The following is a 20,386-nucleotide window of genomic DNA, read 5'->3' on the forward strand; positions in this document are numbered from 1 at the left end:
GACCGGGAACGAAGGACGCCCGCTCCGCGCTCCGAGGGCAAACGCTTTCGGCCCGGCGACCGGTGAGTACGCCATGACGCTGGAGGACTTCACCGAGTACACCGGTGACGGCGACGGTGACCCGCCGAGCGACGCCGACTCCGCGGCCGACGGCGAGAGCGGGGCAGACTCCGCGGCCGACGGCGGGAGTGCGACCGACGCGGCGGGCGGCGCGTCCCGAACCGACGACGCTCCGGCCACCGACGCGCCTGCCGACGACGCCCCGGCGAACGCGCCGCCGTCGGACGGAACTGGCCCCGACGCGGGCGACCAGCCCGCGGACGAGGCGTTCGCCGCGTACGACGCCACGCCGGCGGGGAGCGACGCGGGGCTCGGGGTCGTCTCCGTCTCGCAGGGGCTGCGCGTCGCCGAGGAGGAGGACGAGACGTCGCTGAAGGCGTTCGTCACGACCGGCAACCGCGAGTCCGTGCGACTCGGGAAGTACCTCCTGATCCCGTACCCGGACGGGGAGCGCCTCTTCTGTCGGATAACGGGGTTGGAGTACGCCCAGGAGTTCCAGTCGGACGACGCGACGGAGATCCACGCCCGTCGGCAGATGCGCCGCGACGACTTCGCCGAGCGCGACTACAAGTTCGTCGCCGACTTGGAGCCGATGTCGGTGGTGTACGGCGAGGGCGACGAGATGAAACGCCGAATGACGGACCGGGTGCCGAAACCCGGCGCCGTCGTCGAGGAGGCGGCCGACGACGCCGAGATCAAGACGGGGCTGAAGATCCCCGACGACGGCGTCTTTCTCGGTCACCTCTCGGTCGGCGGCGAGAAGGTCCGGACCGCGGCCGAACCCCCCACGGTCGACTACCGGGTGAAGGACGACTACGCCGACGGCGACCCGCTGACCTTCCGCCACACGCTCGTCGCCGGCGGCACCGGGTCGGGGAAGACCCACGCCTCGAAGAACGTTCTCCGGCAGTACCTCGATTCGGACCGGACCTACCCCATGGGCGACGGCCGCGAGTCGCGCATGGCGGTCGTCCAGTTCGACCCGCAGGACGAGTACGCGCAGATGCACGACGACAACCCGGACCTCGACGACGCGTTCGCCCGGCGCTTGGAGCGCGAGGGGATCGCCCACGGGGGCCACGACGACACCGTCGCGCTCGTGCCGCGGGTCGCGAACGCGACGTATCCCGGCGAGGGCCACCGCGCCGAGCGCGTGGAGTTCACGATCCCCTTCTCGCTGGCGGACGACATGCCGTGGCTCGTCGCCGGGTCGGGGCTCAACGACAACCAGTACCCCGCGCTCCTGACGCTTCTGAACAGGTTCTTCGACGACTACGGCGACGAGGGGACCTACAGTCAGTTCCTCTCGTACCTCGACGACCCGGCGCTCAAAGAGGAGCTCCACGAGAGCGGGCGGATCCACGAGGCGACGTTCGACGCCGTCAAGCGGCGGGTCCGCGGGGTCCCGAGCGGCGTCTTCGACCAGGACGCGAAGCCGATCACGGAGCTCGATCACACCCTCGTGCGTCCCGGTGGGCTCTCCGTCGTTCCCACCTACCACCTGCCCACGTCGCGGCAGAAGGAGATCGTCGTCCTCGCGGTCGCGGGGCTGCTGGTCGACGACAAACTGTCGAACGACCCGGCGAGCGACCGGATCAAGGAGACGCCGCTGCTGGTCGGGATGGACGAGGCGCACAACTTCCTCGCCGACGCCGACAACGTCCAGGCACAGAAGGTGGTTCAGAAGTTCACGGAGGCGGCGAAGCAGGGCCGCAAGGAGCGGCTGGGCCTGTTCCTCATCACGCAGGACCCTCAAGACGTGGCCGACTCCGTGTTCAAGCAGGTGAACACGAAGGTCGTCTTGAACCTCGGCGACGAGGACGCGATACACAGCGTCAACATCCCCTCGAACCTCGCCGGGAAGGTGCCGTACATGGAGAAGGGGCAGATGGTCGTCTACTCGCCGGACAACTCCGAGCCCGTCGAGCTGATCGGCCTCTCCGAGTGCGTGACGCGACACGACTGAGGCGCCCGCTCGGCCCCCAGCCCCGTACCGCAGGTGCCCGCTTCGAGCAGTCGGCTCAGACTCGCACGACCAGCGTCCCCGCGAACCGATCGCCGAGCCGCTGGTTCTCACGCGAGTCGGCGATGGACACGACGCCCGCGAGGATCAACAGGAGCGAGGCCCCGCCGATGATCTTGGTGACGTTCCGCAAGACGGCGGCGCGGGCGCCGATCTCGTCCCCGTCCTCGTCGACGACCCTGATACCGGCGAACGCCTTCCCCGGTGTCCGGCCCCAGACGGCCTCCGAGACGACGTACCACCCCACGAAGACGAGAAGGAAGGCGAGACCGGCGAGTCCGTCCGAGGCAACGCCGACCACCCCGGAAACCGCGGTGGCGGCGACGAGGCTCGCCACGATGTCGACGAGCCACGCGCCGCCGCGGGCGGTGACCGACGCCAGCTGCGACCGCGCGAAGGAGGTCATACCGATGCTCGCGGCCCCGGAGTCAAGTGTTTTCTGACCCCGCGTGATCCCATCTCCCCCGTTTTCCGAGTCGGATTGCCGTCGCTTCGGAGTCGCCGCCGCCCTTTTTATCCGGAGCGGGCGAACCGCCGCGTATGGCCAAACGCATTCTCGTCGCGGTCGACGGATCGGAGGAGGCCGCCGAAGCCCTCTCGTTCGCCGCCACGGAGTGGCCCGACGCCGACCTGACGGCCCTGTACGTGGTCAACCCGGCGGACTCGGCGACCGGCGCGGAGGGCGGGTTCCCCGGCGCGGGCGACCAGTGGTACGAGAGCGCCACCGCCCGCGGCGAGCGCGTCCTTCGGCAGGCGGCCGAGTCGGCCGGCCGTGACATCGACACCAGAATGGAGGTCGGTCGCCCCACGTCGACCATCCTCTCCGTCGCCGCGGGCGAGGCGGAGCCGACTGCCGACGACGAGGCTGACGCCGACCCGAACCCGTTCGATCACGTCGTCGTCGGGAGCCGCGGCCGGACGGGGCTCTCTCGGGTCCTCCTCGGTAGCGTCGCGGAGGGGGTCGTCCGCCGAGCCGAGATGCCGGTGACGGTCGTTCGCTGACCCGAACTCCGGCCGCGAGCGCGCCGTTACTCCTCGACCCGCTCGGCCGCGATCACCTCGGCGACCATCGACCACCCCTCCTCGTCGGGACCGGACCGGCCGAGCAGGATCCGCTCGTAGTCCTCCGAGCTGATCAGTCGGAAGTCGGCGTCGCCGTCGGCGTCGGTCCGGACGCCCTCGCCGCGGAACTCCCGCTGGAAGAACTCCGTCGACGAGAACTCGAAGACTCCGGTCTCGCCGGAGTCGAGTTCGAGCCGCACCGGCCGGGGCTGAACGTTGTGGATCCGCTTGGCGACGGGGTTGAGGTCGGGCATATCCACGTATCGATTCGGTTCAGACATAAGTGGCCGGCTCCGCCCGCGGGAAGGTCCGACGCCGCCCGTCGGTTCGTCTGGAGCCACTCGCGGCTCTCACTGCATCGCTCGCCGTACTAGTTTAATAGCTCACGACGCGTCAGTACATGGGATACACCATGATAGAAGCGTCTCTCAACTACCTGCGCGACGGCGACGACGCCCTCGTCACCGTCCTGATCGGCGGCGTCCTACTCCTCGCGAGCCCGCTGTTGATCCCGGCGTTCGCCGTGCTCGGCTACGTCGTTCGCGTCCTCCGACGGACCGCCGACGGCGACGACGAGCCGCCGGTCTTCGACGCGTGGGGGGAGCTCCTCGTCGACGGGCTGAAGGCGTTCGCCGTCACGTTCGTCTACTCGCTTCTGCCCCTGGCGATCGTCGTCGGCGCCGGGGCGCTCAGTCTCGGCGCGTTCGTCGTGGTGCCGGGCGGCGAGTCCGTCGGCGCCGGGACGGTCGCGGTCGGACTGATCGTCCTCGTCGGCGGGCTCCTCGCTCTCCTCGTCTCGCTCGTCGGGCTCTACGTCACGCCCGCGGCGATCGCGGCGGTCGCCGATTCCGGAAAAGTCGGCGACGGCTTCGCGCTCGGCACGCTCTGGGGCGTCGTCTCGAAGCGGGCGTACGCGACCGGCTGGCTGACGGCCGCCGTCGTCACCCTCGCCGGCGCGCTCGCGGTGGGCGTGCTCTCGGTCGTCCCGGTCCTCGGAACGATCGCGGGCGTGTTCGTCCAGTTCTACGCGCTCGTCGCCGCGGCCGCGATCCTCGGCTGGACGTGGGCCGACGTGCGACCGGTCACGGAGCGGACGTCCGAGTCGGAGCCGTCCGAACGCCCGGCCGTGTGACCGGCGGAACCGAAGCTGCCGGCTCTCGTTGAACTCCGTTTTTCTCATACACACTCGAACGCCGGTTTCTCACCGGAGGACCCGCTGTTGCCGCTCGCGATGACACGATAGACCTGTCCCGACCGAAACCGCGTCTGACGTAGCTCTACCGACGAATACCAACGCAAAACCGCCGAAAGACGCGAAAAGGGACGTTACTCGTCGAGAACGTCGTCGTACTCGCCGGCGTCGACGCGGTCGTCGAACGTCCGGGCGTCCTCGCCCTCGATGGTGACGCCGAGGGAGGCGCAGGTGCCGCCGACCTCCTTGGCGGCGGCCTTCGTGTCGTACGCGAGCAGGTCGCTCGACTTCTGCTCGGCGACCTTCCGCACCTGCTCGATGGACATGTCGGCGACGAAGTCCTCCTGGGGCTCGCCGGAGCCGGTGTCGAACCCGGCCTCGTCCTTGATGAGCTCCGCGGTGGGCGGCACGCCGACCTCGATGGTGAAGGAGCCGTCGTCGTCGTACTCGACGGTGACGGGCACCTCCATGCCGTCGAAGGCGGCGGTCTCGTCGTTGATCTCCGCGACGACGTCCTGAACGTCTACCGGCGTCGGCCCGAGCTCGGGACCGAGCGGCGGGCCAGGGTTGGCCTGCCCGCCGGGGACGAGCGCTTCGATAGTTCCAGCCATGTCCGTACGAACCCGGCGGCGACTTTTAACCGTTGTTCTTTCGGGCAGCGGGAGTCAGCGGTTCGCACACCTTACGAGTGGCTTACATGCCGGTGAACCACTCGTTCGACGCGGCGCGTCTGTTCAGTGTGTGTTTAGAAATGACCGTGCGATATCGCGTGGAACGCTAGCGAACCACCAACCGCTCGATTGTAAACGACTTATCGCTGATCGGCGGCGAACACCGCCAAAGCCCCAGCCGCTCATTTATAAATGACTGACTGCGGATCGGCGGCGAACACCGCCAAAGCCCCAGCCGCGACGGCTCGCGCGGCTTGCTGCGTTCCTCGCTCGGTCACTGTCGCTCCCTCGCTGCGGTACTTACGGAAAATTCGAGGCGAAAGCCTCGCTCTTCACAGTAGTTGCCGAACCTGACTGAGGCTCTTCACGCTGGGCTGTGTTGGTCAACAGATGATCCAGACAGCTGAGGCGAAACAGGTTTGCCGTGCTGCGTCGACGGTGCTGTTTCCAGAGCTCGAACTCGGCGTGAAACCGTGTGGGAAGTACACGAGAGAGGATTTCCAGGAAATCCTCTCTCGGATCGCTTTTGATCAGGAGTTCGCAAATACGGGTGGGAAAACGCTCCAACTTGATCGTGACGAGCACGTCGATATCACCGCTACGGCTCGAAATTCACTCGCTAAATCGCTGCTGTATCACTTGCGTAATCTCTCACCAGACGCCATCACCGGCCAGTTCGATGGCGTCCGAGATCGAGTGTTCGAAGTCCTCCGGTCTCAGCGCCGACTTCCTGCGTTCGTCGATGTTGCCATCGATCTCCACGAGTGGCGCTTCTATGGCTCTGCCGACACAGACCACGTCCTAACCACGTATCCCGATCTCGGAACGAACAAAGTGTTTTGCTTCGCAACACTGTGTATCGTCGCTCCTCGCACGCGATTTACGCTTGCGGTGGTCCCGATGGACGCGAACGGCTTTCGCGCCAAGCGCGAAGCCGTTCGCTCCTTGCTCGAGACAGCCAAACAGTACGTCTCCATTCGACACGTCTACCTCGATCGTGGATTCTACCAAGTTCACGTCGTCGCGGAGTTAGAACAGCAGGATGTCGATTATATCGTGCGTGCGCGGCCGAGTAGTGGAATGAGAGACCGTCTCAGCGCCGGCGCTGAGACGGTTGCTGACGAGTATACGATGCAGCGAAAGCGCAAACCAACAGCGTCGGTAGATGTTACAGTCTTCGCGGTTCCGCACCGCACAAGCGAAGACGAGCACGTCTGGTTCGTGACGAGTTTGGACGTAGATCAGTCGACAGCAAAAGCGTACGCGGCGGCGTTTCGCCGCCGCTGGGGAATCGAAACGTCATATCGGCAGATCGGTGATTTTCTTCCGAGAACGTCGTCGCCGACATTCTCAGTGAGGTTGTTCTACTTTCTGTTCGCGGTGTCACTGTACAATCTCTGGGTGTTAGCCAACGTCTTAGCCGCACCGAGAACAGGTCCACAGACACCGCAGATCTCAACACGAATCTTTCGTAGACTCATTTTCTCGACAGATTATGGCTGAGTCACGCTCGGATTCGACCGGGATGACCGGTGAGTACGCCTCATCGCGGAGAGGCATCGCTCGGGAACGCCGCTGATGCGGCGTTCCCTCGCTCTCTCAATGAGTCTGTCACAGCGAAATTCACCGCGATCTTGAGATTCACTGAGCTCAACAGCTTGGTTGGTACGGATCGGATTTGATTCGGCAACTACTGTTTAGCGCGGGGAGGATGTCAATGCGCCGTGCTTCGCCCTCGCGGCTGCCCCTTTGAGTCCCGCCCCGCACAGCAACTGCGCCTCACGCCTCCCCAGCCTCGTCGGCCTCCCTTCGGTCGGCCGACTCCCTCGCGCGTGCTGGCTTCGCGGCCGCCGGGGGCGGCCGCTCGCAGGCACGCGCCATCGCCTATTTCGTTTATAAAACGTGGCGACGTGCGGTCGGAAGGTACCGCCGACTACGAATCGACCACGCTCGACGGGTCACTTGAGCCCGCCCCGTCCGCGACGCGGCCGGGGAGGAACGTCCCGGTCTCCCGGCGGACGCCGAGGAGGAGGACGCAGCCGGCCAGCAGCGGCAGGGCAGCGCAGGCGGCGTAGATCGGGGTGAACCCGACCGCCTCGATCAGCGGGAGCGACACCATCGGGCCGAGCCCGCCGCCCACGTCGCCGAGGACGTTGTTCGTCCCCGAGGCGCGGCCCATCCGCTCGTCGGGCGTCAGGTCCGCGAGGAGGGCCATCATCGGGCCGCTCGTCCCGCCCTGTCCCGCGCCGATGAAGACGCAGGCGAGGCCGAGCGAGACGACTGACCCGGCCCGAGCGAGGAGGAGGAACCCGACGAACGAGACCACGAGGAAGGTTAGCAGTATCGGCGTTCGCGAGTTCCGGGTGTCGGAGATCCGCCCGCCGACGAGCATGAAGAACGCGGCCGAGAGCACCGTGCCGGCCATGAACAGCCCCGAAGTGCCCTGCGGCGCGAGATCGAACAGCGAGATGTCGTTCGCCCCGAGGAATAAGACGAGCGTGGAGAACAGCGCGCCGATGTACGCGAACATCAGCCCGAAGTTGACCAGCCCGACCGTCACGGCGGGGACGGCGGTGTCTATCTCCCACGGCTTGATCGACTCCCCGGAGCGGTCGGTCGTGACGTGCGTCTCCGGGACGAACCGGTAGGCCACGACGCTCGCGGTGAGCGCGAACGCGGCGGCGACGACGAACGCCGCGACGTTGCCCGCGACCGCCGAGACGACCCCGCCGAGGACGAGGCCAGCCGGGAACCCCATCGTGATCCCGCCGCGGACGATCCCCATGTTCGTCCCGCGGTCACCGCTGTCGGAGAGGTCGGCGGCGATCGTGTAGGCGGTCGCGAACACCGCGGCGGAGCCGAAGCCCCAGAGGACCCGCGCGAGGAGGAACCACGTCTCGGGCGCGACCGCCACCGCGAGCGGGGTGAACCACGTCTCCGTACCGACGACCACCGGACCGACGGTCAGCGTCGGCAGTGCGGCCGCGACCGGACGAAGCGTCTCGGCGGGCGGCATCACGAGCGCGACCACGTAGCCGAGCGTGGCGACCCCCTCGACGAACAGGCCGACGACGAACGGCGTGCGCGTTCCGTATCGGTCGACGAGCGCGCCGGCGGGCGCGTTCGCGACGAGCCGCACCCACCGGTTCGCGGAGAGGATCACGCCGACCATGAACGCCGAGATGCCGAGGACCGCGCCCAGGTTCGGGAGGATCGGGAAGACGACGCCGCCGCCGAAACCGACGAAGAAGGTGCTCGCGATCACCGCGAGCAACACCGGCGGCGGCCGCTCGAACCCGAGGCGGCTCATTCGCCGCCGTCGGCGTCCGACGTGTCGTGTTCGCGCCGGAGCGCCTCTATCGCGGCGTCGAGCGGCGGCAGCTCGGCCTTCTCGGTGAGCAGCGGCCCGACGATCCGACGGAGGGCGGCCTCGGCGACTTCTCGGGTGTACCCCTCGCTATCGCCGTCCCGCTCGGCGCCGGCGAGTGTGATCTGGCGGGTCCTCGCGCCGTCGAGGGTCGCCACCAGCAGCGCCGCCGTCTCCTCCACGTCGACGTCGCGGAAGACGCCGGCCTCGATGCCGTCGGCGAGGATGTCGGCGACGGTCCCCCGGAGCAGTCGGTCGCTGCGCGCCAGCTGCTCGCGGATGCGCCCGTTGAACGGCCCCTGCGTGCGCAGTTCCAACAGCGCGATGTGGAACGCCTCGCGGTCGGGCTCGTCGGGCGCGAACACGAACCACCCGACGAACTGGACCAGCCGCTCGACCGGCGGGTCGTCGGCGCGGGCCGCGATCCGCTCTTCCGAGTCGGAGATGATGTGATCGAGGAAGGCGACGAGCAGGTCCTCCTTCGTGTCGTAGTGGTAGTGGAGCAGCGACTTGCTCTTCGAACACTCGTCGGCGATGTCCTGCATCGTCAGGTCGGCGTAGCCGTGGGCGCGGAGCGCGCTGTAGACCCCGTCCATGATCTCCGCTGCCGCGCTCGGCGAGTCGCTCATTGACTGACCGGTCAGTCAACCGGCGGTAAATCCCTATCGGTCGGGAGCGATCGCGGCCGGCGCGGGCCGCCGTCGGACGGCGGAACGCGCTTCGGAGCGGTCGCTCACGAGAGCAGAAACAGTGAAAAGCCGATTCGCCTCGGGTGTTGTCGTCGACTTACAGACGGGTGACGTTCGACGCGCGGGGGCCCTTGTCGGCCTCCTCGATGTCGAACTCGACTTCCTGCCCCTCCTCGAGGTCCGGACCGCCGACGTCTTCCATGTGGAAGAAGACGTCCTCGTCCGCGTCGTCAGTCGAAATGAAACCGTAGCCGCCAGTGTCGTTGAAGAAATCGACTTCGCCTTTCGCCATTGCGTCCGAAAGAGCGGGGCTGTGACATATAAGGCTTCCGCGACCGTCCGGGGCGTGCGGCTCCGTATCACGGGTGAGGCGGAGTTGAGATCGAGGACAGACCGGGGCGAAACCGACCGGAGACTGAGTAGAGACCGACGCGAAAGAGCCGCGTGGTATCGGCCGTACCGTCGGCCGTGGCCTCGGCGGTGCGATACCCGCGAGTTCCCGTCCGTGGGAGCGAGGGCCGCCGTGTTAGTAACTACTATACGACCCCGGTTCAGAACCGTTAGGTATGAGTCAGTCGTACAATCGAGGCCTCATCGAGGACTTCGGCCGTTGGCGGGAGTTCGAGGCGGGGATGTGGGCCTGGATCTTCCACAAGTTCACGGGATGGGTGCTCATCGGGTACCTGTTCACGCACATCGCGGTATTGAGTACGGGGATTCCGGCGGCCGGTGCCGGCGAAGCGGCGATCGCCGCGGGCAACGACGTGTACACCCAGACGATCGTCTCGCTGGAGGGGCTGCTTCTCGTTCGGATCTTGGAGGTCGGGCTGCTGGCCGTCGCCGTCTTCCACATGCTCAACGGGACCCGACTCCTGCTCACCGACCTCGGCGTCGGGCTGGACGCACAGGACAAGAGCTTCTACGCGTCGCTGATCCTCACCGGAGCGATCACGGTCGCGTCCGTCCCGACGTTCCTCGCGGGGGCGTTCTGAGATGGCCGAACGCTACTCCTCGTTCCAGCAGGGCGGCCGGATGTGGTTCCTTCAGCGGGTCACGGCGGCGTTCCTGCTTGTCGTGCTGGCGTTCCACTTCTTCCTGCTCCACTTCGTCCACCACGCGGACGAGGTGTCGTTCCTCGCCAGCTCCGGCCGCATGGAGAACCTGAGCTACTACTCGCTGATGATCCTCTTCCTCGTGACGGCGACGTTCCACGGGGTCAACGGCGTCTACAACGCCCTGGTGAACCAGGGGCTCACCGGCACGAAACGCACCGTGATCAAGTGGACGCTCGTCGCCGCGAGCGTCGTCTTGGTCGTCCAGGGAATCCGCACCGCGAACGCGTGGGCGGGTATCGGACTCTACTGAACCGACAATGAGCACGCAAATTCCGAAGCAGACCGAAGAATCGACCGAGGCGGAGACGGAGACGGAGCCCGCCTCGAAGGGCGACGAGCGCCGCGCCGAGAAGCGACGCCGCGCGGCCGACCGCCGCGAACAGCGGCAACAGGAGGAGGCCGAGAAGGCGGCCGCCGACGAGAGCACGGTCGAGCTGAAGGTGTTCCGCTACGACCCGCAGGTCGAGGGGAAACAGGAGCCGCGCTTCGACACCTTCCACGTCCCGTTCACGAAGGGAATGACCGTCCTCGACGCGCTGATGTACGCGCGGGACACGTACGACTCCTCGCTCACGTTCCGCCACTCCTGCCGGCAGGCGGTGTGCGGGTCCGACGCGATGTTCGTCAACGGCGGGCAGAAGCTGGCGTGTAAGACGCAGATCTCGGAGCTGGAACACCCGGTCCGCGTCGAGCCGCTCCCCCACGCCGAAGTGACGAAGGACCTCGTCGTCGACATGGAGCACTTCTACGAGCAGATGGAGGCCGTCGAGCCGTACTTCCAGACCAACGAGTACCCGGACGGCGAACTCGAAGAGCAGCGCCAGGACCGCGAGAACCGCGAGAAGATCAAGATGTCCACGCGGTGTATCTGGTGTGGCGCGTGTATGTCCTCGTGTAACATCGCCGCCGGCGACAACGAGTACCTCGGCCCCGCCGCGATCAACAAGGCGTACCGGTTCGCCATGGACGAGCGCGAGGGCGAGGACATCAAGCAGAAGCGGCTGGAGATAATCGAGCAGGAACACGGCGTCTGGCGGTGCCAGACGCAGTTCTCCTGTACGGAGGTGTGTCCGAAGGACATCCCCCTCACCGAGCACATCCAGGAGCTGAAACGCGAAGCGGTCAAGAACAACCTGAAATTCTGGTAATCCCGACAGACAGTATCAAGGGACTCCAGAACCTACGAAATTACATACCAACAATGTACGAACACGACGTCGTCGTCGTCGGGGCCGGCGGGGCGGGACTCCGGGCGGCGATCGCGGCACAAGAAGCGGGCGCGGACGTGGCGATGGTCTCGAAGCTCCATCCCGTCCGCTCGCACACGGGCGCGGCAGAGGGCGGTATCAACGCGGCGCTGCGCGACGCCGACTCCTGGCAGGACCACGCGTACGACACGATGAAGGGGTCCGACTACCTCGGCGACGCCCCGGCCGTCGAGGCCCTCTGTAAGGAGAGCCCCGAGGAGGTCATCCGCCTCGAACACTGGGGGATGCCGTTCTCCCGCGAGGACGACGGTCGCGTCTCTCAGCGGCCGTTCGGCGGCCTCTCGTTCCCGCGCACGACGTACGCCGGCGCGGAGACCGGCCACCAGATGCTCCACACGATGTACGAGCAGGTGGTCAAACGAGGGATCACGGTGTACGACGAGTGGCACGTGATGGATCTGGCCGTCACCGACGAGGACGACCCCGCCGAGCGGACCTGTCACGGCGTCGTCGCCTACGACATCCAGAGCGGCGAGATAAGCGGCTTCCGCGCCGAGAACGGCGTCATCCTCGCGACGGGCGGGATGGGGCAGGTGTTCGACCACACCACGAACGCGGTGGCGAACACCGGCGACGGGGTCGCGATGGCGTACCGCGCCGGCGTCCCGATGGAGGACATGGAGTTCATCCAGTTCCACCCGACGACGCTCCCGTCGACGGGGGTCCTCATCTCGGAGGGCGTCCGCGGCGAGGGCGGTATCCTCTACAACAAGGACGGCGAGCGGTTCATGTTCGAGCACGGCTACGCGAACAACGACGGCGAGCTCGCCTCCCGCGACGTCGTCTCCCGCGCCGAGCTGACGGAAGTCAACGAGGGCCGCGGCATCGAGGACGAGTACGTCCACCTCGACATGCGCCACCTCGGCGAGGAGCGCATCCTCGACCGCTTGGAGAACATTCTCCACCTCGCGGAGGACTTCGAGGGCGCCGACGGGCTCACGGAGCCGATGCCGGTCAAGCCCGGCCAGCACTACGCGATGGGCGGCATCGAGACGAACGAGCACGGGGAGACCGCCATCGACGGGCTGTACGCGGCCGGCGAGTGCGCCTGCGCGTCCGTCCACGGCGCGAACCGCCTCGGGGGCAACGCGCTGCCCGAACTCATCGTCTTCGGCAAGCGCGCCGGTCGCCACGCGGCCGGCGAGGACATGGGCGAGGCCGAGGTCACGACCGGCCGGTCGGGCGACTGGCAGCCGGCCGACTACGAGTTCGGCGTCGAGGTCGGCGAGACCGGCGGGTCTGGTCCCGCGGCGGCCGACGGCGGCGCGGTGGCGACCGACGCCGAGAGCGTCGTCGGTGGCGCGGTCGACCGCGCACAGGAGCGCGTCGACGAGCTGCTCTCCCGGAAGGGGCGCAACCACGCCGAGATCCGCTCCGCGGTCCAGGAGACGATGACGGACAACGTCAACGTGTTCCGCGAGGAGGGCCGGCTGGAGGAGACGCTCGCGGACCTGCGTGACGCCCGCGAGGCGTACAAAGACGTCGCGGTGTCTGACCCCTCGCGCACGTTCAACACCGACCTGATCCACACGATGGAGACGCGGAACATCCTCGACATCGCCGAGGCGCTGACGATGGGCGCGCTCGCTCGCGAGGAGTTCCGCGGCGCCCACTGGCGCAAGGAACACCAGGAGCGGAAAGACGAGAGCTGGCTGAAACACACGCTCATCTCGTGGAACGACGGCGAGCCGGAGCTGTGGTACAAGCCGGTCGTCCTCGAGGGCGAAAACAAGACGTACGAGCCGAAGAGCCGCTCGTACTGACCCGCCGTCGCGGGCCGTCCGTGCGCGTGCGGTCCTCCGAATCGAGGGCCCGCGGTTTCGCCTGAACGATCCGGATCGTTCACGGTTTCCTATCCGTCGACAGTCGACATTCGGCGTCGGTATTCGTCGACTCGCGCTTCGTCGATTGACGATTTATCTGCGCATTGCCGTATTTCTGGCGTATCTGGGGCTCTCAATCGACTCTCCTGTATTTCGACGAACGTTGAATAGGGGGTTTATTATCGTCGAACTCAACGGATCAGACAAGATGATCGAGACGAAGACCGCGTCCGCGGCGGCCCCGGCGCTGCCCGCGGAGCTTCAGTCGCCCCGTGCGAAGCTGGTGTACCTCTACCTGACCACGAACGGCGACGCCACGGTCTCCGAGATGGGCGAGTCGCTCGGCATGAAGAAGCTCTCCTTATACAGCATCCTGAAGACCCTCCGGAAGGAGGGGCTCGTCGACTGCGACGGCGACTCGTACGTCCCCAACTGACTCGTCTCGACGCGCTTTTTCCCGCCGCCACCCTCGACGCCGGATCGTTTAGGGGCGCGCGGCGCTCACGTCGACCGTGGACGCGAAACAGACGGAGTTCGAGAACCCGTTCGGGATGGACCCCGACTGCGAGAACTGCGACGAGCTGTGCGCCGCCCGCGACCGCGTCGTCCACGGCTACGGCGACGTCGGCGCGGAGTTCCTCGTGGTCGGGACGGCGCCGACCGCGGCCGCAGAGCGCAACGGCGTCCCCTTCACCGGTCCGGGCGGCGGCGAGCGCGTCCAGTCGATCTTCGGCGACCTCGGCTTCGTCCGCTCGGAGCCGGACGCCGCGGAGCCGGACGTACAGAACGTCTTCTTCACGAACCTGACGCGGTGTCGGCATCCCGACCGCGGGCCGACGGACTGGGAGGCCGAGACCTGCGAGCCGTTCCTCAACGCCGAGATCCGGATGATAAACCCCCAGATCATCGTGCCGGTCGGGGAGCGACCCCTCCGCGAGCTGGCGGTCGAGTACACGACGCGGCGGCCCGACTCCTTCGAAGTCGACGCCGAACACGCGACGACGATCCGCGGCCGCGGGTTCGAGCTGGTGCCGATGCGGGAGCCGGCCGAGATGAGCGACGACGAGGCCGACGCCTTCCGCGACCACATGCGCGAGAACGTGTTGAGCCGGGACTACCGCCAGACGAAGGGCCGACAGAGCCGCTGAGAACGGCTCGGTCGGGACCGTCGCGCCTGCCACGGGAGCGATCCCTCGCGGGGCTCAGTCGTCGTCGAGGTCGACGTCTTCGAGGATCCCCTCGGTCGCGTCCTTGCTGTCCGCGCCGAACGCGCAGTCGACGAGGATGTGCCCGCCGAGCGTCGAGGGCGATATCACCTGGTCGGCGCCGGCGCGACGGAGCTTGTCGACGTTCTCCCGCTGTGTCACGGCCGCGACGATCCGAACCTCCGGGTTGAGCTGTCGAGCGGTGAGGATGGCCAGCGCGTCCCGCGCGTCGTCGTCGGTCGCGGCGACCACCGCGCGGGCGCCGGCGAGGTTGACCCGTTCCAGCGGTTCCACGTCGCTGGGGTCTGCGGTATGAACCGGAACGTCGTGGTCCGCGAGCCGTCTGGCGGCGGTCTCGTCGGTCGTCACCACCGCGTACTCGACGCCGTCGCGGGCGGCGAGTTCTTCGAGTATCGGTTCCGTCAGGTCCCCGTAGCCTAAGACGAGGACGTGGTCGTCGAGGAGGTCTATCTGTCTGTCTGTCATCTTCCCGAGTGCTTTGGAGAGCTGCGCCTCGATGGCCGGAGTCAGCAGGACACCGAGCGCCACCGCGAAGGCGGCGACGTTCATCACGAGCGAGGAGAGCGCGAACAGCTGGGCGATGTCGGTCGCCGGGCTGATGTCGCCGTAGCCGACCGTGGAGGCGGTGACCACGGTGAAGTAGAACGCGTCGACGATGGTCTCGACGCCGTTGAACTGGTCGCGGAGCGCGAACGCGCCGACCGTCCCGTAGGAGATGGCCGTCACCAGCGCGGCGGCCGCCGCGAGCTGCGTCGGCGACGGCGAGTAGCTCCTGTCGAACCGCCCCCGGTTGATCACGAGCGTCGGCACGGAGAGGACCGACAGCGCCACCAGGGGGAAAGACAGCACCGACGCCTGCATCAGTCCCTGAAGCGCCGTCAGCGGTAGCAGGACCGCGGTGGAGTACCACCCGACCCGGTAGCCGTTCCGGAGCGCGAACCCGCTTCCGAACATCGCGAAGCCCGTTATCGTCCCGGTGAACCCGACGGTCTGGCGAACGACCTCCGGCACGTACGGAGCGAGGGGGCCGCCGACACCGAGACCGCCGATCTGCGCGAGCCCGGCGAGGATCGACAGCACCGCGACCGCGAACGTCAGCGCGACCGACGCCCGCACGGTCACCCAGTCCCGGGTCAGCTCCATATCCCCGCGTCGCCGAGACCGAACTTAAACCCCGCGAGGCGGGCTCGGTCCTCGTCACGGGGCCTCTCGATGCGGGCCGGGACCCCGCTTCCGTTCCCGGTACACGTTTAACCGCGCCGCCGGTTGAGGGGCGTATGTCGCTGCCCGTCGAGATCGTCTTCGGCGTCTACCTCGGGGTCATCACCGGCATCGTTCCCGCGCTGGTGGCCGGGACCCTCGGGTTCGTGTTCAAGTACGTCACCGACGTGACGATCCCCGGGCTCGGGGTGGTCGTCCTGTCGCTCGCGATCGCGGGTGTCAACGGGGGGTTACTCGCGCTCAACGACGAGACGATCCGCTCGTCGGAGCGCGCTCCGGCGATCCTCACGGCGATCGTCGTGGTGTTGATGCTCTCGATGTACGCTCACGCGCAGGGGGACCGGCTCGGCGCCAGCGTCCCCAAGCGCATCTCGCTCAAACAGCTCCGCGACCGGACGCTCTCGACGGACGTGATCGAACTCGTCGGCGGCCGCGGCCGTGTCTCGGTCGAGGTGGCCGGCGAGGTGAACGACATGGAGGGGTACCCGCCGCTCCCGGCCGACACGCGCCGCGCGATCCTCGACGGCGAGTGGACGTTCCCGGCCGATATCCCGCTCGCGGAGCTGGAAGACCGGTTCGCGGAGCGACTTCGGACGGAGCTCGACCTGGCCGACGTGGCGGTCCGAATCGACGAGCAGGCGCGCGCGACGGTGTCCGCCGCGCCGCCCACGGGTGCGCTCTCGAAGCGGGTGCCGGCCGGGAAGCGTGCGGTGTCGGTGTCGGCGCTGGTCCCAACCGGGATCGCCCGGGGCGACGTGGTCCGCGTGATCACCCCGGACCTCGACGTCGAGGGAGCGGTCCTCGCCGCTCGGTCGAGCGGAAAGCCCGGGCCCGGAGTCGCCGCGGTGCCGGAGTCCGGTGCGGCCGGCGGGGACGACCCCAACCCGGACGACGCGCGGACTGACGGGGGGTCGCCCGCCGTCGCCTCCCCTCCGGACGCGACCGCGCCCACGACGACCGGCGGCGAAGGCCGGATCACCCTCGCGGTCGACCGCTCGGACGCGACGGCGCTGCTCGGCGTCGACCGCGGCCGCGTGCTGGTCCTGTCGCGCGGCACCCGTCGCGAGTACGAACTCACGGCCCTGCTGCGGCGGACCGGGAAGCGCTTCCGGAAGGTCTCGGTGGCCGCCGGCGGCCCACTCGACGGGCACACTATCGGCGAGGCCGAGGTCCGGGAGGCGTACGACGTGGCCGTCCTCGCCGCGCGGCACGAGTCGTGGACGATCGCACCGGGAGGGGAGCAGTCCCTGTCGGCCGGCGACGACCTGTTCGTCGTCGGGAGTCGCGACGCGCTGGACCGGTTCGCGGAGGTCGCGGCGTGATCCCCCCACTCACCACCCTCATCGGTGGCGAGGCGGGCGCGGGCGTCGCCGTCGCGGCCGCGGCCGCCGTCGAGGTCGGCTTCGCCCGGCCGCGACAGGCGGCGGTCACCCTCGTCACGTTCGCCGTCGTCGCCGCGGTCGTCGCGGGGAGCGCGGCGCTGACCTACCGCTGGTACTTCCGGTCGGAGATCCCAGAGGGCGTGACCGGACTACTCGGCATCTCCGTCGTCGCCTTGTACCTCAACACGACCTCGCTGGGGTCGGTCGCGGTGGGCGACAACCCGGCACTCCTGGCGCCCGAGAGCGTGCTGTTCAACCTCGTCTCTCTCGGCGTGGCGGTGGTGATGGCTCCGGTCGGGCGATACGCGGGCGACCGGCTCGCGGTCGACGTGTTCGCCCTCTCGGGTGCCAAACAGCTCGAAGGCGAACTCAGCGGCGTCTTGCGCGCGGTCGGCCGCTTCACCGCGGTGACGCTCCCGTCGGCCGACGAGATCGAGGACATGGACACGTACGACCCGGTTTCACCGGATAACAAGACCGAACTCGCCGACACGACCATGCTCTTCTCGCGGAAGCTGTCGCCGGCGGAGCTCCGCGAGCGCCTCGTCTCGCGGATCAAAGAGGAGTACGGCATCGGCTACGTCGACGTGGACCTCGACGCCGACGGCGCGATCGAGTACTTCGCGGTCGGCTCCCGCGCCGCCGGCCTCGGCCCGACGCTCGCGCCCGGATCCGCGGCGGTCGCGGTGACGGCCGACCCGCCGAACAACGCGACCGCCGGGGACACGGTCCAACTGTGGCGCGACGACCCGGAGCCGAAGCGGGTCGCCACCGGCGAACTCCGCGGCGTCGCGGACGACGCCGTCACCGTCGCGCTCGACGAGTCCGACGCCGAACGGCTGACCGAAGAGGGCGGCTACCGGCTCGTGACCCTCCCGGCGGAGCCGCAGGCCGACCGCGAGTTCGCCTCGCTGCTGCGGAACGCGGACGAGACGATGGCCTCGCTCACCGTCGAGGCGGGCAGCGACCTCGAAGGGAGCACCGTCGGCGAGGTCGACACCGTCGTCGCCGCGGTCCGCCCGGTCGACGGGCCCGTCCAGCCGATCCCGCGGCGCGCGTACGCCTTCGCCGCCGGCGACCTCGTGTACCTCGTCGGCCGCCCGGACGCGATCCGGCGGTTCGAGGCCGCCTCCGCCGGGGTCACCGAAGACGGGGACGAAGAGACCGACGCCGGCGACCTCGGCGACTTGGACGAGGTCGCCGACCTCGACGGTCTCGCCGACTCCGGTGGTGGCCTCGGAGACGGCGACTCCGCGTCCGGCGACCACGCAGACGGCCCGGTCGAGTCCGCGGCCGACTCCGACGGGACGCAACGCTCTTGAGCCGTCCCCGCCGGGATCGGCCATGGAGTGGAAGCTGTTCGCGGACCTCGCGGAGATCGCGGGCGACCGCGTGGTGACGGTCGACGCGGCGCCGGGAGACACCGTCGGTGACGCCCTCGACGCGCTGTTAGACGCGCACCCGGCCCTCCGGGACCGCGTCATCGAGGACGGGACCGTCGCGGACCACATCAACGTCCTCCGGAACGGGCGGAGCGTCCGCCACGACGAGGGGTTAGACGCGACGCTGGAGGCGGGCGACGAACTGGCGCTGTTCCCGCCGGTGAGCGGGGGCGCCGTCGGGCGATAGATCGGGCGTTTCAAACGGTCGCGCGTCGCACCTCCGGGCATGAGCGATAGCGACGACGCCCCCGAGGACCGCGAGTCCGACGCCGAAGACGGCCACGATCCGCACCGCGAGGAGTTCCACGAGGACCCGGTGGGTCACACCCGCGCGCCCGGCGGCATGAGCGTCGGCGAACTCGTCGACGCCTACGGCGACGCCGGGATCGGCGCCGCCGCGGTAAACGAGGCCGGCGACGTGCTGGCCGAGATGCTCGGCGACGACGACTGTACCGTGTTCCTCTCGCTCGCCGGCGCGATGGTACCGGCCGGGATGCGCCGGATCGTCGCCGACCTGATCCGCGACGGCTACGTCGACGCCCTGGTGACCACCGGCGCGAACCTCACGCACGACGCCATCGAGGCCATCGGCGGGAAACACCATCACGGCCGCACCCACGACCCGGAGAAGAGCCTCCGCGAACACGACGAGGGACTGCGCGACGAGGGCGTCGACCGCATCTACAACGTCTACCTCCCGCAGGAGCACTTCGCCGAGTTCGAAGGGCACCTCCGCGAGGAGGTGTTCCCGGCGCTGGAGGCCGACCCCGACGACGACCCGGCCGACCGCGCGGTCTCCATCGCTGACCTCACGCGCGAACTCGGCCGCGCGAACGCCGAGGTCAACGACCGCGACGACGTCCCGGAGGGGCCGGGCGTCGCGGCCGCGGCCTACGAGTGCGACGTGCCGATCTACTGTCCCGCCGTCCAAGACTCCGTGCTGGGCCTTCAGGCGTGGATGTACGCACAGACCGCGGAGTTCACACTCGACGCCTTAGCCGACATGACGGAGCTGACCGACCTCGCGTTCGAGGCCGACGACGCGGGCTGCCTGCTCGTCGGCGGCGGCGTCCCGAAGAACTTCACGCTCCAGACGATGCTCGTCACGCCGCGCGCGTACGACTACGCCGTCCAGATCACGATGGACCCGGAGGCGACGGGCGGCCTCTCCGGCGCAACGTTAGAGGAGGCGCGCTCGTGGGGGAAGTTGGAGAAGGACGCGCGCAACGCCTCCGTCTACGGGGACGCGACCGTGATGCTCCCGATGCTGGTGGCGGCCGCCCGCGAGCGCATCGAGTAGCGCAGGAAAAACGGACTCCGCGGCGGTCCGGACGGACCGGTCCGGTCGCCGACGCCGCTCGCGACCGTCCCGGCCGTAATTACATGTAATTAGATTTTTCATCCCGGAGCCATCAACAGGGGGTAATGAGCGACTACACGACGATATCGCTGCGCAAGGAGTTCGTCGCGGACGTCGAGGCGTACATCGAAGACGAGCCGTTCGGGTCGGTCAAGGAGTTCGTGAAACACGTCGTCGTTCAGGAGATGGAGTCGGACGACGAGATCAGCGAGGCCGAGGCCCGCCGGATCGGACGGCGGCTTCGGGACTTGGGGTACGTGGAGTGACGCCATGGCGGTCGAACCCGACGCCGCGCCGATTCCGCGACTCGCCCGCGCGGACCTGTTGCTCTTAGCTTTCCCGCTCCTCTTCGCCGGAGTCTACGGCGCGCTGGCGGTGAACTCGGGAGACGGGATCCCGCCGCTGGCCGGCGCTTCGGTGGCCTGTTGTCTGCTGATCGTCGACGGCGTCTTCCTCAATCCGCCCGTCGACGACTGACCGGACCG

General features: G+C 68.3%; 23 protein-coding genes. 16 read left to right on the forward strand and 7 right to left on the reverse strand.

What is annotated here, in order from left to right; translation table 11 throughout:
• Positions 1 to 73: 73 nt before the first annotated feature.
• Entirely contained in the window at positions 74 to 2,026 is a 1,953-nt protein-coding gene (locus ACZ5KW_RS06535) for an ATP-binding protein (RefSeq protein WP_343778723.1), read from the forward strand.
• Between the two features lie 55 nt (positions 2,027 to 2,081).
• On the opposite strand, the gene ACZ5KW_RS06540 is transcribed toward ACZ5KW_RS06535, so the two are convergent.
• Entirely contained in the window at positions 2,082 to 2,489 is a 408-nt protein-coding gene (locus tag ACZ5KW_RS06540) for an RDD family protein (protein WP_371152566.1), read from the reverse strand.
• 134 nt (positions 2,490 to 2,623) lie between these two features.
• Here ACZ5KW_RS06540 and ACZ5KW_RS06545 point away from each other — a divergent pair, with 134 nt between their 5' ends.
• Positions 2,624 to 3,085: a universal stress protein gene (locus tag ACZ5KW_RS06545; protein ID WP_343778722.1), complete on the forward strand. Its 462-nt coding sequence runs from the start codon at positions 2,624 to 2,626 to the stop codon at positions 3,083 to 3,085.
• Positions 3,086 to 3,111: 26 nt separating this feature from the next.
• On the opposite strand, the gene ACZ5KW_RS06550 is transcribed toward ACZ5KW_RS06545, so the two are convergent.
• Complete coding sequence (locus ACZ5KW_RS06550) at positions 3,112 to 3,399, reverse strand: transcriptional regulator (protein ID WP_343778720.1); 288 nt, start codon at positions 3,397 to 3,399, stop codon at positions 3,112 to 3,114.
• Between the two features lie 158 nt (positions 3,400 to 3,557).
• Between ACZ5KW_RS06550 and ACZ5KW_RS06555 the strand changes: the two genes are divergently transcribed.
• Positions 3,558 to 4,277, forward strand: a complete 720-nt coding sequence (locus tag ACZ5KW_RS06555) for a DUF4013 domain-containing protein (RefSeq protein ID WP_343778719.1) — start codon at positions 3,558 to 3,560, stop codon at positions 4,275 to 4,277.
• 194 nt (positions 4,278 to 4,471) lie between these two features.
• On the opposite strand, the gene ACZ5KW_RS06560 is transcribed toward ACZ5KW_RS06555, so the two are convergent.
• Positions 4,472 to 4,948: a 50S ribosomal protein L11 gene (locus tag ACZ5KW_RS06560; RefSeq protein WP_343778717.1), complete on the reverse strand. Its 477-nt coding sequence runs from the start codon at positions 4,946 to 4,948 to the stop codon at positions 4,472 to 4,474.
• A gap of 450 nt (positions 4,949 to 5,398) precedes the next feature.
• Between ACZ5KW_RS06560 and ACZ5KW_RS06565 the strand changes: the two genes are divergently transcribed.
• A complete protein-coding gene (locus tag ACZ5KW_RS06565) occupies positions 5,399 to 6,511 on the forward strand; it encodes a transposase (RefSeq protein WP_343778715.1) in 1,113 nt (370 codons plus the stop codon).
• Positions 6,512 to 6,941: 430 nt separating this feature from the next.
• Here ACZ5KW_RS06565 and ACZ5KW_RS06570 read toward each other — a convergent pair whose 3' ends face one another.
• From ACZ5KW_RS06570 to ACZ5KW_RS06580, 3 genes are all read right to left on the reverse strand, one after another.
• On the reverse strand, positions 6,942 to 8,318 hold the full coding sequence (locus ACZ5KW_RS06570; protein WP_343778713.1) for an MFS transporter: 1,377 nt from the start codon (positions 8,316 to 8,318) through the stop codon (positions 6,942 to 6,944).
• On the reverse strand, positions 8,315 to 9,004 hold the full coding sequence (locus ACZ5KW_RS06575; protein ID WP_343778711.1) for a TetR/AcrR family transcriptional regulator: 690 nt from the start codon (positions 9,002 to 9,004) through the stop codon (positions 8,315 to 8,317). Before ACZ5KW_RS06575 ends, ACZ5KW_RS06570 begins: the two co-directional genes overlap by 4 nt.
• 157 nt (positions 9,005 to 9,161) lie before the next feature.
• Entirely contained in the window at positions 9,162 to 9,356 is a 195-nt protein-coding gene (locus tag ACZ5KW_RS06580; protein ID WP_004596869.1) for a cold-shock protein, read from the reverse strand.
• A gap of 274 nt (positions 9,357 to 9,630) precedes the next feature.
• On the opposite strand from ACZ5KW_RS06580, the gene sdhC reads away from it, so the two are divergent.
• The 6 genes from sdhC to ACZ5KW_RS06610 all read left to right on the forward strand — a co-directional run bounded on the left by sdhC (position 9,631) and on the right by ACZ5KW_RS06610 (position 14,418).
• A complete protein-coding gene (sdhC, locus tag ACZ5KW_RS06585) occupies positions 9,631 to 10,056 on the forward strand; it encodes a succinate dehydrogenase, cytochrome b556 subunit (RefSeq protein WP_343778709.1) in 426 nt (141 codons plus the stop codon).
• A 1-nt stretch (position 10,057) separates the two neighbouring features.
• Positions 10,058 to 10,429: a succinate dehydrogenase/fumarate reductase transmembrane subunit gene (locus tag ACZ5KW_RS06590; RefSeq protein WP_343778708.1), complete on the forward strand. Its 372-nt coding sequence runs from the start codon at positions 10,058 to 10,060 to the stop codon at positions 10,427 to 10,429.
• Between the two features lie 7 nt (positions 10,430 to 10,436).
• The gene (locus ACZ5KW_RS06595) at positions 10,437 to 11,327 is read left to right on the forward strand and encodes a succinate dehydrogenase/fumarate reductase iron-sulfur subunit (protein ID WP_343778707.1); all 891 of its coding nucleotides are present in this window, start codon (positions 10,437 to 10,439) and stop codon (positions 11,325 to 11,327) included.
• A gap of 53 nt (positions 11,328 to 11,380) precedes the next feature.
• Positions 11,381 to 13,210, forward strand: a complete 1,830-nt coding sequence (locus ACZ5KW_RS06600) for an FAD-binding protein (RefSeq protein ID WP_343778705.1) — start codon at positions 11,381 to 11,383, stop codon at positions 13,208 to 13,210.
• Between the two features lie 268 nt (positions 13,211 to 13,478).
• On the forward strand, positions 13,479 to 13,706 hold the full coding sequence (locus ACZ5KW_RS06605) for a helix-turn-helix domain-containing protein (protein ID WP_343778702.1): 228 nt from the start codon (positions 13,479 to 13,481) through the stop codon (positions 13,704 to 13,706).
• A 76-nt stretch (positions 13,707 to 13,782) separates the two neighbouring features.
• Positions 13,783 to 14,418 carry a uracil-DNA glycosylase gene (locus ACZ5KW_RS06610; RefSeq protein WP_343778701.1) on the forward strand — a complete coding sequence of 212 codons (636 nt, stop codon included), beginning with the start codon at positions 13,783 to 13,785 and terminating at the stop codon, positions 14,416 to 14,418.
• A gap of 54 nt (positions 14,419 to 14,472) precedes the next feature.
• Here the strand turns inward: ACZ5KW_RS06610 and ACZ5KW_RS06615 are convergent, their stop codons facing one another.
• Positions 14,473 to 15,639: an NAD-binding protein gene (locus ACZ5KW_RS06615; protein WP_343778699.1), complete on the reverse strand. Its 1,167-nt coding sequence runs from the start codon at positions 15,637 to 15,639 to the stop codon at positions 14,473 to 14,475.
• Positions 15,640 to 15,773: 134 nt separating this feature from the next.
• Between ACZ5KW_RS06615 and ACZ5KW_RS06620 the strand changes: the two genes are divergently transcribed.
• The 6 genes from ACZ5KW_RS06620 (at position 15,774) to ACZ5KW_RS06645 (ending at position 20,378) form a co-directional block, all read left to right on the forward strand.
• On the forward strand, positions 15,774 to 17,039 hold the full coding sequence (locus tag ACZ5KW_RS06620) for a potassium channel family protein (protein WP_343778698.1): 1,266 nt from the start codon (positions 15,774 to 15,776) through the stop codon (positions 17,037 to 17,039).
• Complete coding sequence (locus tag ACZ5KW_RS06625) at positions 17,036 to 18,421, forward strand: cation:proton antiporter regulatory subunit (RefSeq protein WP_371152549.1); 1,386 nt, start codon at positions 17,036 to 17,038, stop codon at positions 18,419 to 18,421. Before ACZ5KW_RS06620 ends, ACZ5KW_RS06625 begins: the two co-directional genes overlap by 4 nt.
• A gap of 22 nt (positions 18,422 to 18,443) precedes the next feature.
• Positions 18,444 to 18,728: a ubiquitin-like small modifier protein 1 gene (locus tag ACZ5KW_RS06630; protein ID WP_343778697.1), complete on the forward strand. Its 285-nt coding sequence runs from the start codon at positions 18,444 to 18,446 to the stop codon at positions 18,726 to 18,728.
• A 39-nt stretch (positions 18,729 to 18,767) separates the two neighbouring features.
• Complete coding sequence (locus ACZ5KW_RS06635) at positions 18,768 to 19,841, forward strand: deoxyhypusine synthase (protein ID WP_343778696.1); 1,074 nt, start codon at positions 18,768 to 18,770, stop codon at positions 19,839 to 19,841.
• 125 nt (positions 19,842 to 19,966) lie between these two features.
• Positions 19,967 to 20,167 (forward strand): hypothetical protein, encoded by a 201-nt coding sequence (locus tag ACZ5KW_RS06640; RefSeq protein ID WP_343778695.1) that lies wholly within the window; start codon positions 19,967 to 19,969, stop codon positions 20,165 to 20,167.
• A gap of 4 nt (positions 20,168 to 20,171) precedes the next feature.
• Positions 20,172 to 20,378: a DUF8015 family protein gene (locus ACZ5KW_RS06645; protein WP_343778694.1), complete on the forward strand. Its 207-nt coding sequence runs from the start codon at positions 20,172 to 20,174 to the stop codon at positions 20,376 to 20,378.
• The last annotated feature ends 8 nt before the right edge of the window (positions 20,379 to 20,386 follow it).

The sequence above is a fragment of the Halorubrum ejinorense genome (genome assembly GCF_055389685.1).

What these genes read in the sequence shown, in the direction of transcription:
- ACZ5KW_RS06535 (WP_343778723.1), top strand. Translation starts at nt 74, where the DNA reads ATGACGCTGGAGGACTTCACCGAGTACACCGGTGACGGCGACGGTGAC.
- ACZ5KW_RS06540 (WP_371152566.1), bottom strand. Translation starts at nt 2,489, where the DNA reads ATGACCTCCTTCGCGCGGTCGCAGCTGGCGTCGGTCACCGCCCGCGGC.
- ACZ5KW_RS06545 (WP_343778722.1), top strand. Translation starts at nt 2,624, where the DNA reads ATGGCCAAACGCATTCTCGTCGCGGTCGACGGATCGGAGGAGGCCGCC.
- ACZ5KW_RS06550 (WP_343778720.1), bottom strand. Translation starts at nt 3,399, where the DNA reads ATGCCCGACCTCAACCCCGTCGCCAAGCGGATCCACAACGTTCAGCCC.
- ACZ5KW_RS06555 (WP_343778719.1), top strand. Translation starts at nt 3,558, where the DNA reads ATGATAGAAGCGTCTCTCAACTACCTGCGCGACGGCGACGACGCCCTC.
- ACZ5KW_RS06560 (WP_343778717.1), bottom strand. Translation starts at nt 4,948, where the DNA reads ATGGCTGGAACTATCGAAGCGCTCGTCCCCGGCGGGCAGGCCAACCCT.
- ACZ5KW_RS06565 (WP_343778715.1), top strand. Translation starts at nt 5,399, where the DNA reads ATGATCCAGACAGCTGAGGCGAAACAGGTTTGCCGTGCTGCGTCGACG.
- ACZ5KW_RS06570 (WP_343778713.1), bottom strand. Translation starts at nt 8,318, where the DNA reads ATGAGCCGCCTCGGGTTCGAGCGGCCGCCGCCGGTGTTGCTCGCGGTG.
- ACZ5KW_RS06575 (WP_343778711.1), bottom strand. Translation starts at nt 9,004, where the DNA reads ATGAGCGACTCGCCGAGCGCGGCAGCGGAGATCATGGACGGGGTCTAC.
- ACZ5KW_RS06580 (WP_004596869.1), bottom strand. Translation starts at nt 9,356, where the DNA reads ATGGCGAAAGGCGAAGTCGATTTCTTCAACGACACTGGCGGCTACGGT.
- sdhC (WP_343778709.1), top strand. Translation starts at nt 9,631, where the DNA reads ATGAGTCAGTCGTACAATCGAGGCCTCATCGAGGACTTCGGCCGTTGG.
- ACZ5KW_RS06590 (WP_343778708.1), top strand. Translation starts at nt 10,058, where the DNA reads ATGGCCGAACGCTACTCCTCGTTCCAGCAGGGCGGCCGGATGTGGTTC.
- ACZ5KW_RS06595 (WP_343778707.1), top strand. Translation starts at nt 10,437, where the DNA reads ATGAGCACGCAAATTCCGAAGCAGACCGAAGAATCGACCGAGGCGGAG.
- ACZ5KW_RS06600 (WP_343778705.1), top strand. Translation starts at nt 11,381, where the DNA reads ATGTACGAACACGACGTCGTCGTCGTCGGGGCCGGCGGGGCGGGACTC.
- ACZ5KW_RS06605 (WP_343778702.1), top strand. Translation starts at nt 13,479, where the DNA reads ATGATCGAGACGAAGACCGCGTCCGCGGCGGCCCCGGCGCTGCCCGCG.
- ACZ5KW_RS06615 (WP_343778699.1), bottom strand. Translation starts at nt 15,639, where the DNA reads ATGGAGCTGACCCGGGACTGGGTGACCGTGCGGGCGTCGGTCGCGCTG.
- ACZ5KW_RS06620 (WP_343778698.1), top strand. Translation starts at nt 15,774, where the DNA reads ATGTCGCTGCCCGTCGAGATCGTCTTCGGCGTCTACCTCGGGGTCATC.
- ACZ5KW_RS06630 (WP_343778697.1), top strand. Translation starts at nt 18,444, where the DNA reads ATGGAGTGGAAGCTGTTCGCGGACCTCGCGGAGATCGCGGGCGACCGC.
- ACZ5KW_RS06635 (WP_343778696.1), top strand. Translation starts at nt 18,768, where the DNA reads ATGAGCGATAGCGACGACGCCCCCGAGGACCGCGAGTCCGACGCCGAA.
- ACZ5KW_RS06640 (WP_343778695.1), top strand. Translation starts at nt 19,967, where the DNA reads ATGAGCGACTACACGACGATATCGCTGCGCAAGGAGTTCGTCGCGGAC.
- ACZ5KW_RS06645 (WP_343778694.1), top strand. Translation starts at nt 20,172, where the DNA reads ATGGCGGTCGAACCCGACGCCGCGCCGATTCCGCGACTCGCCCGCGCG.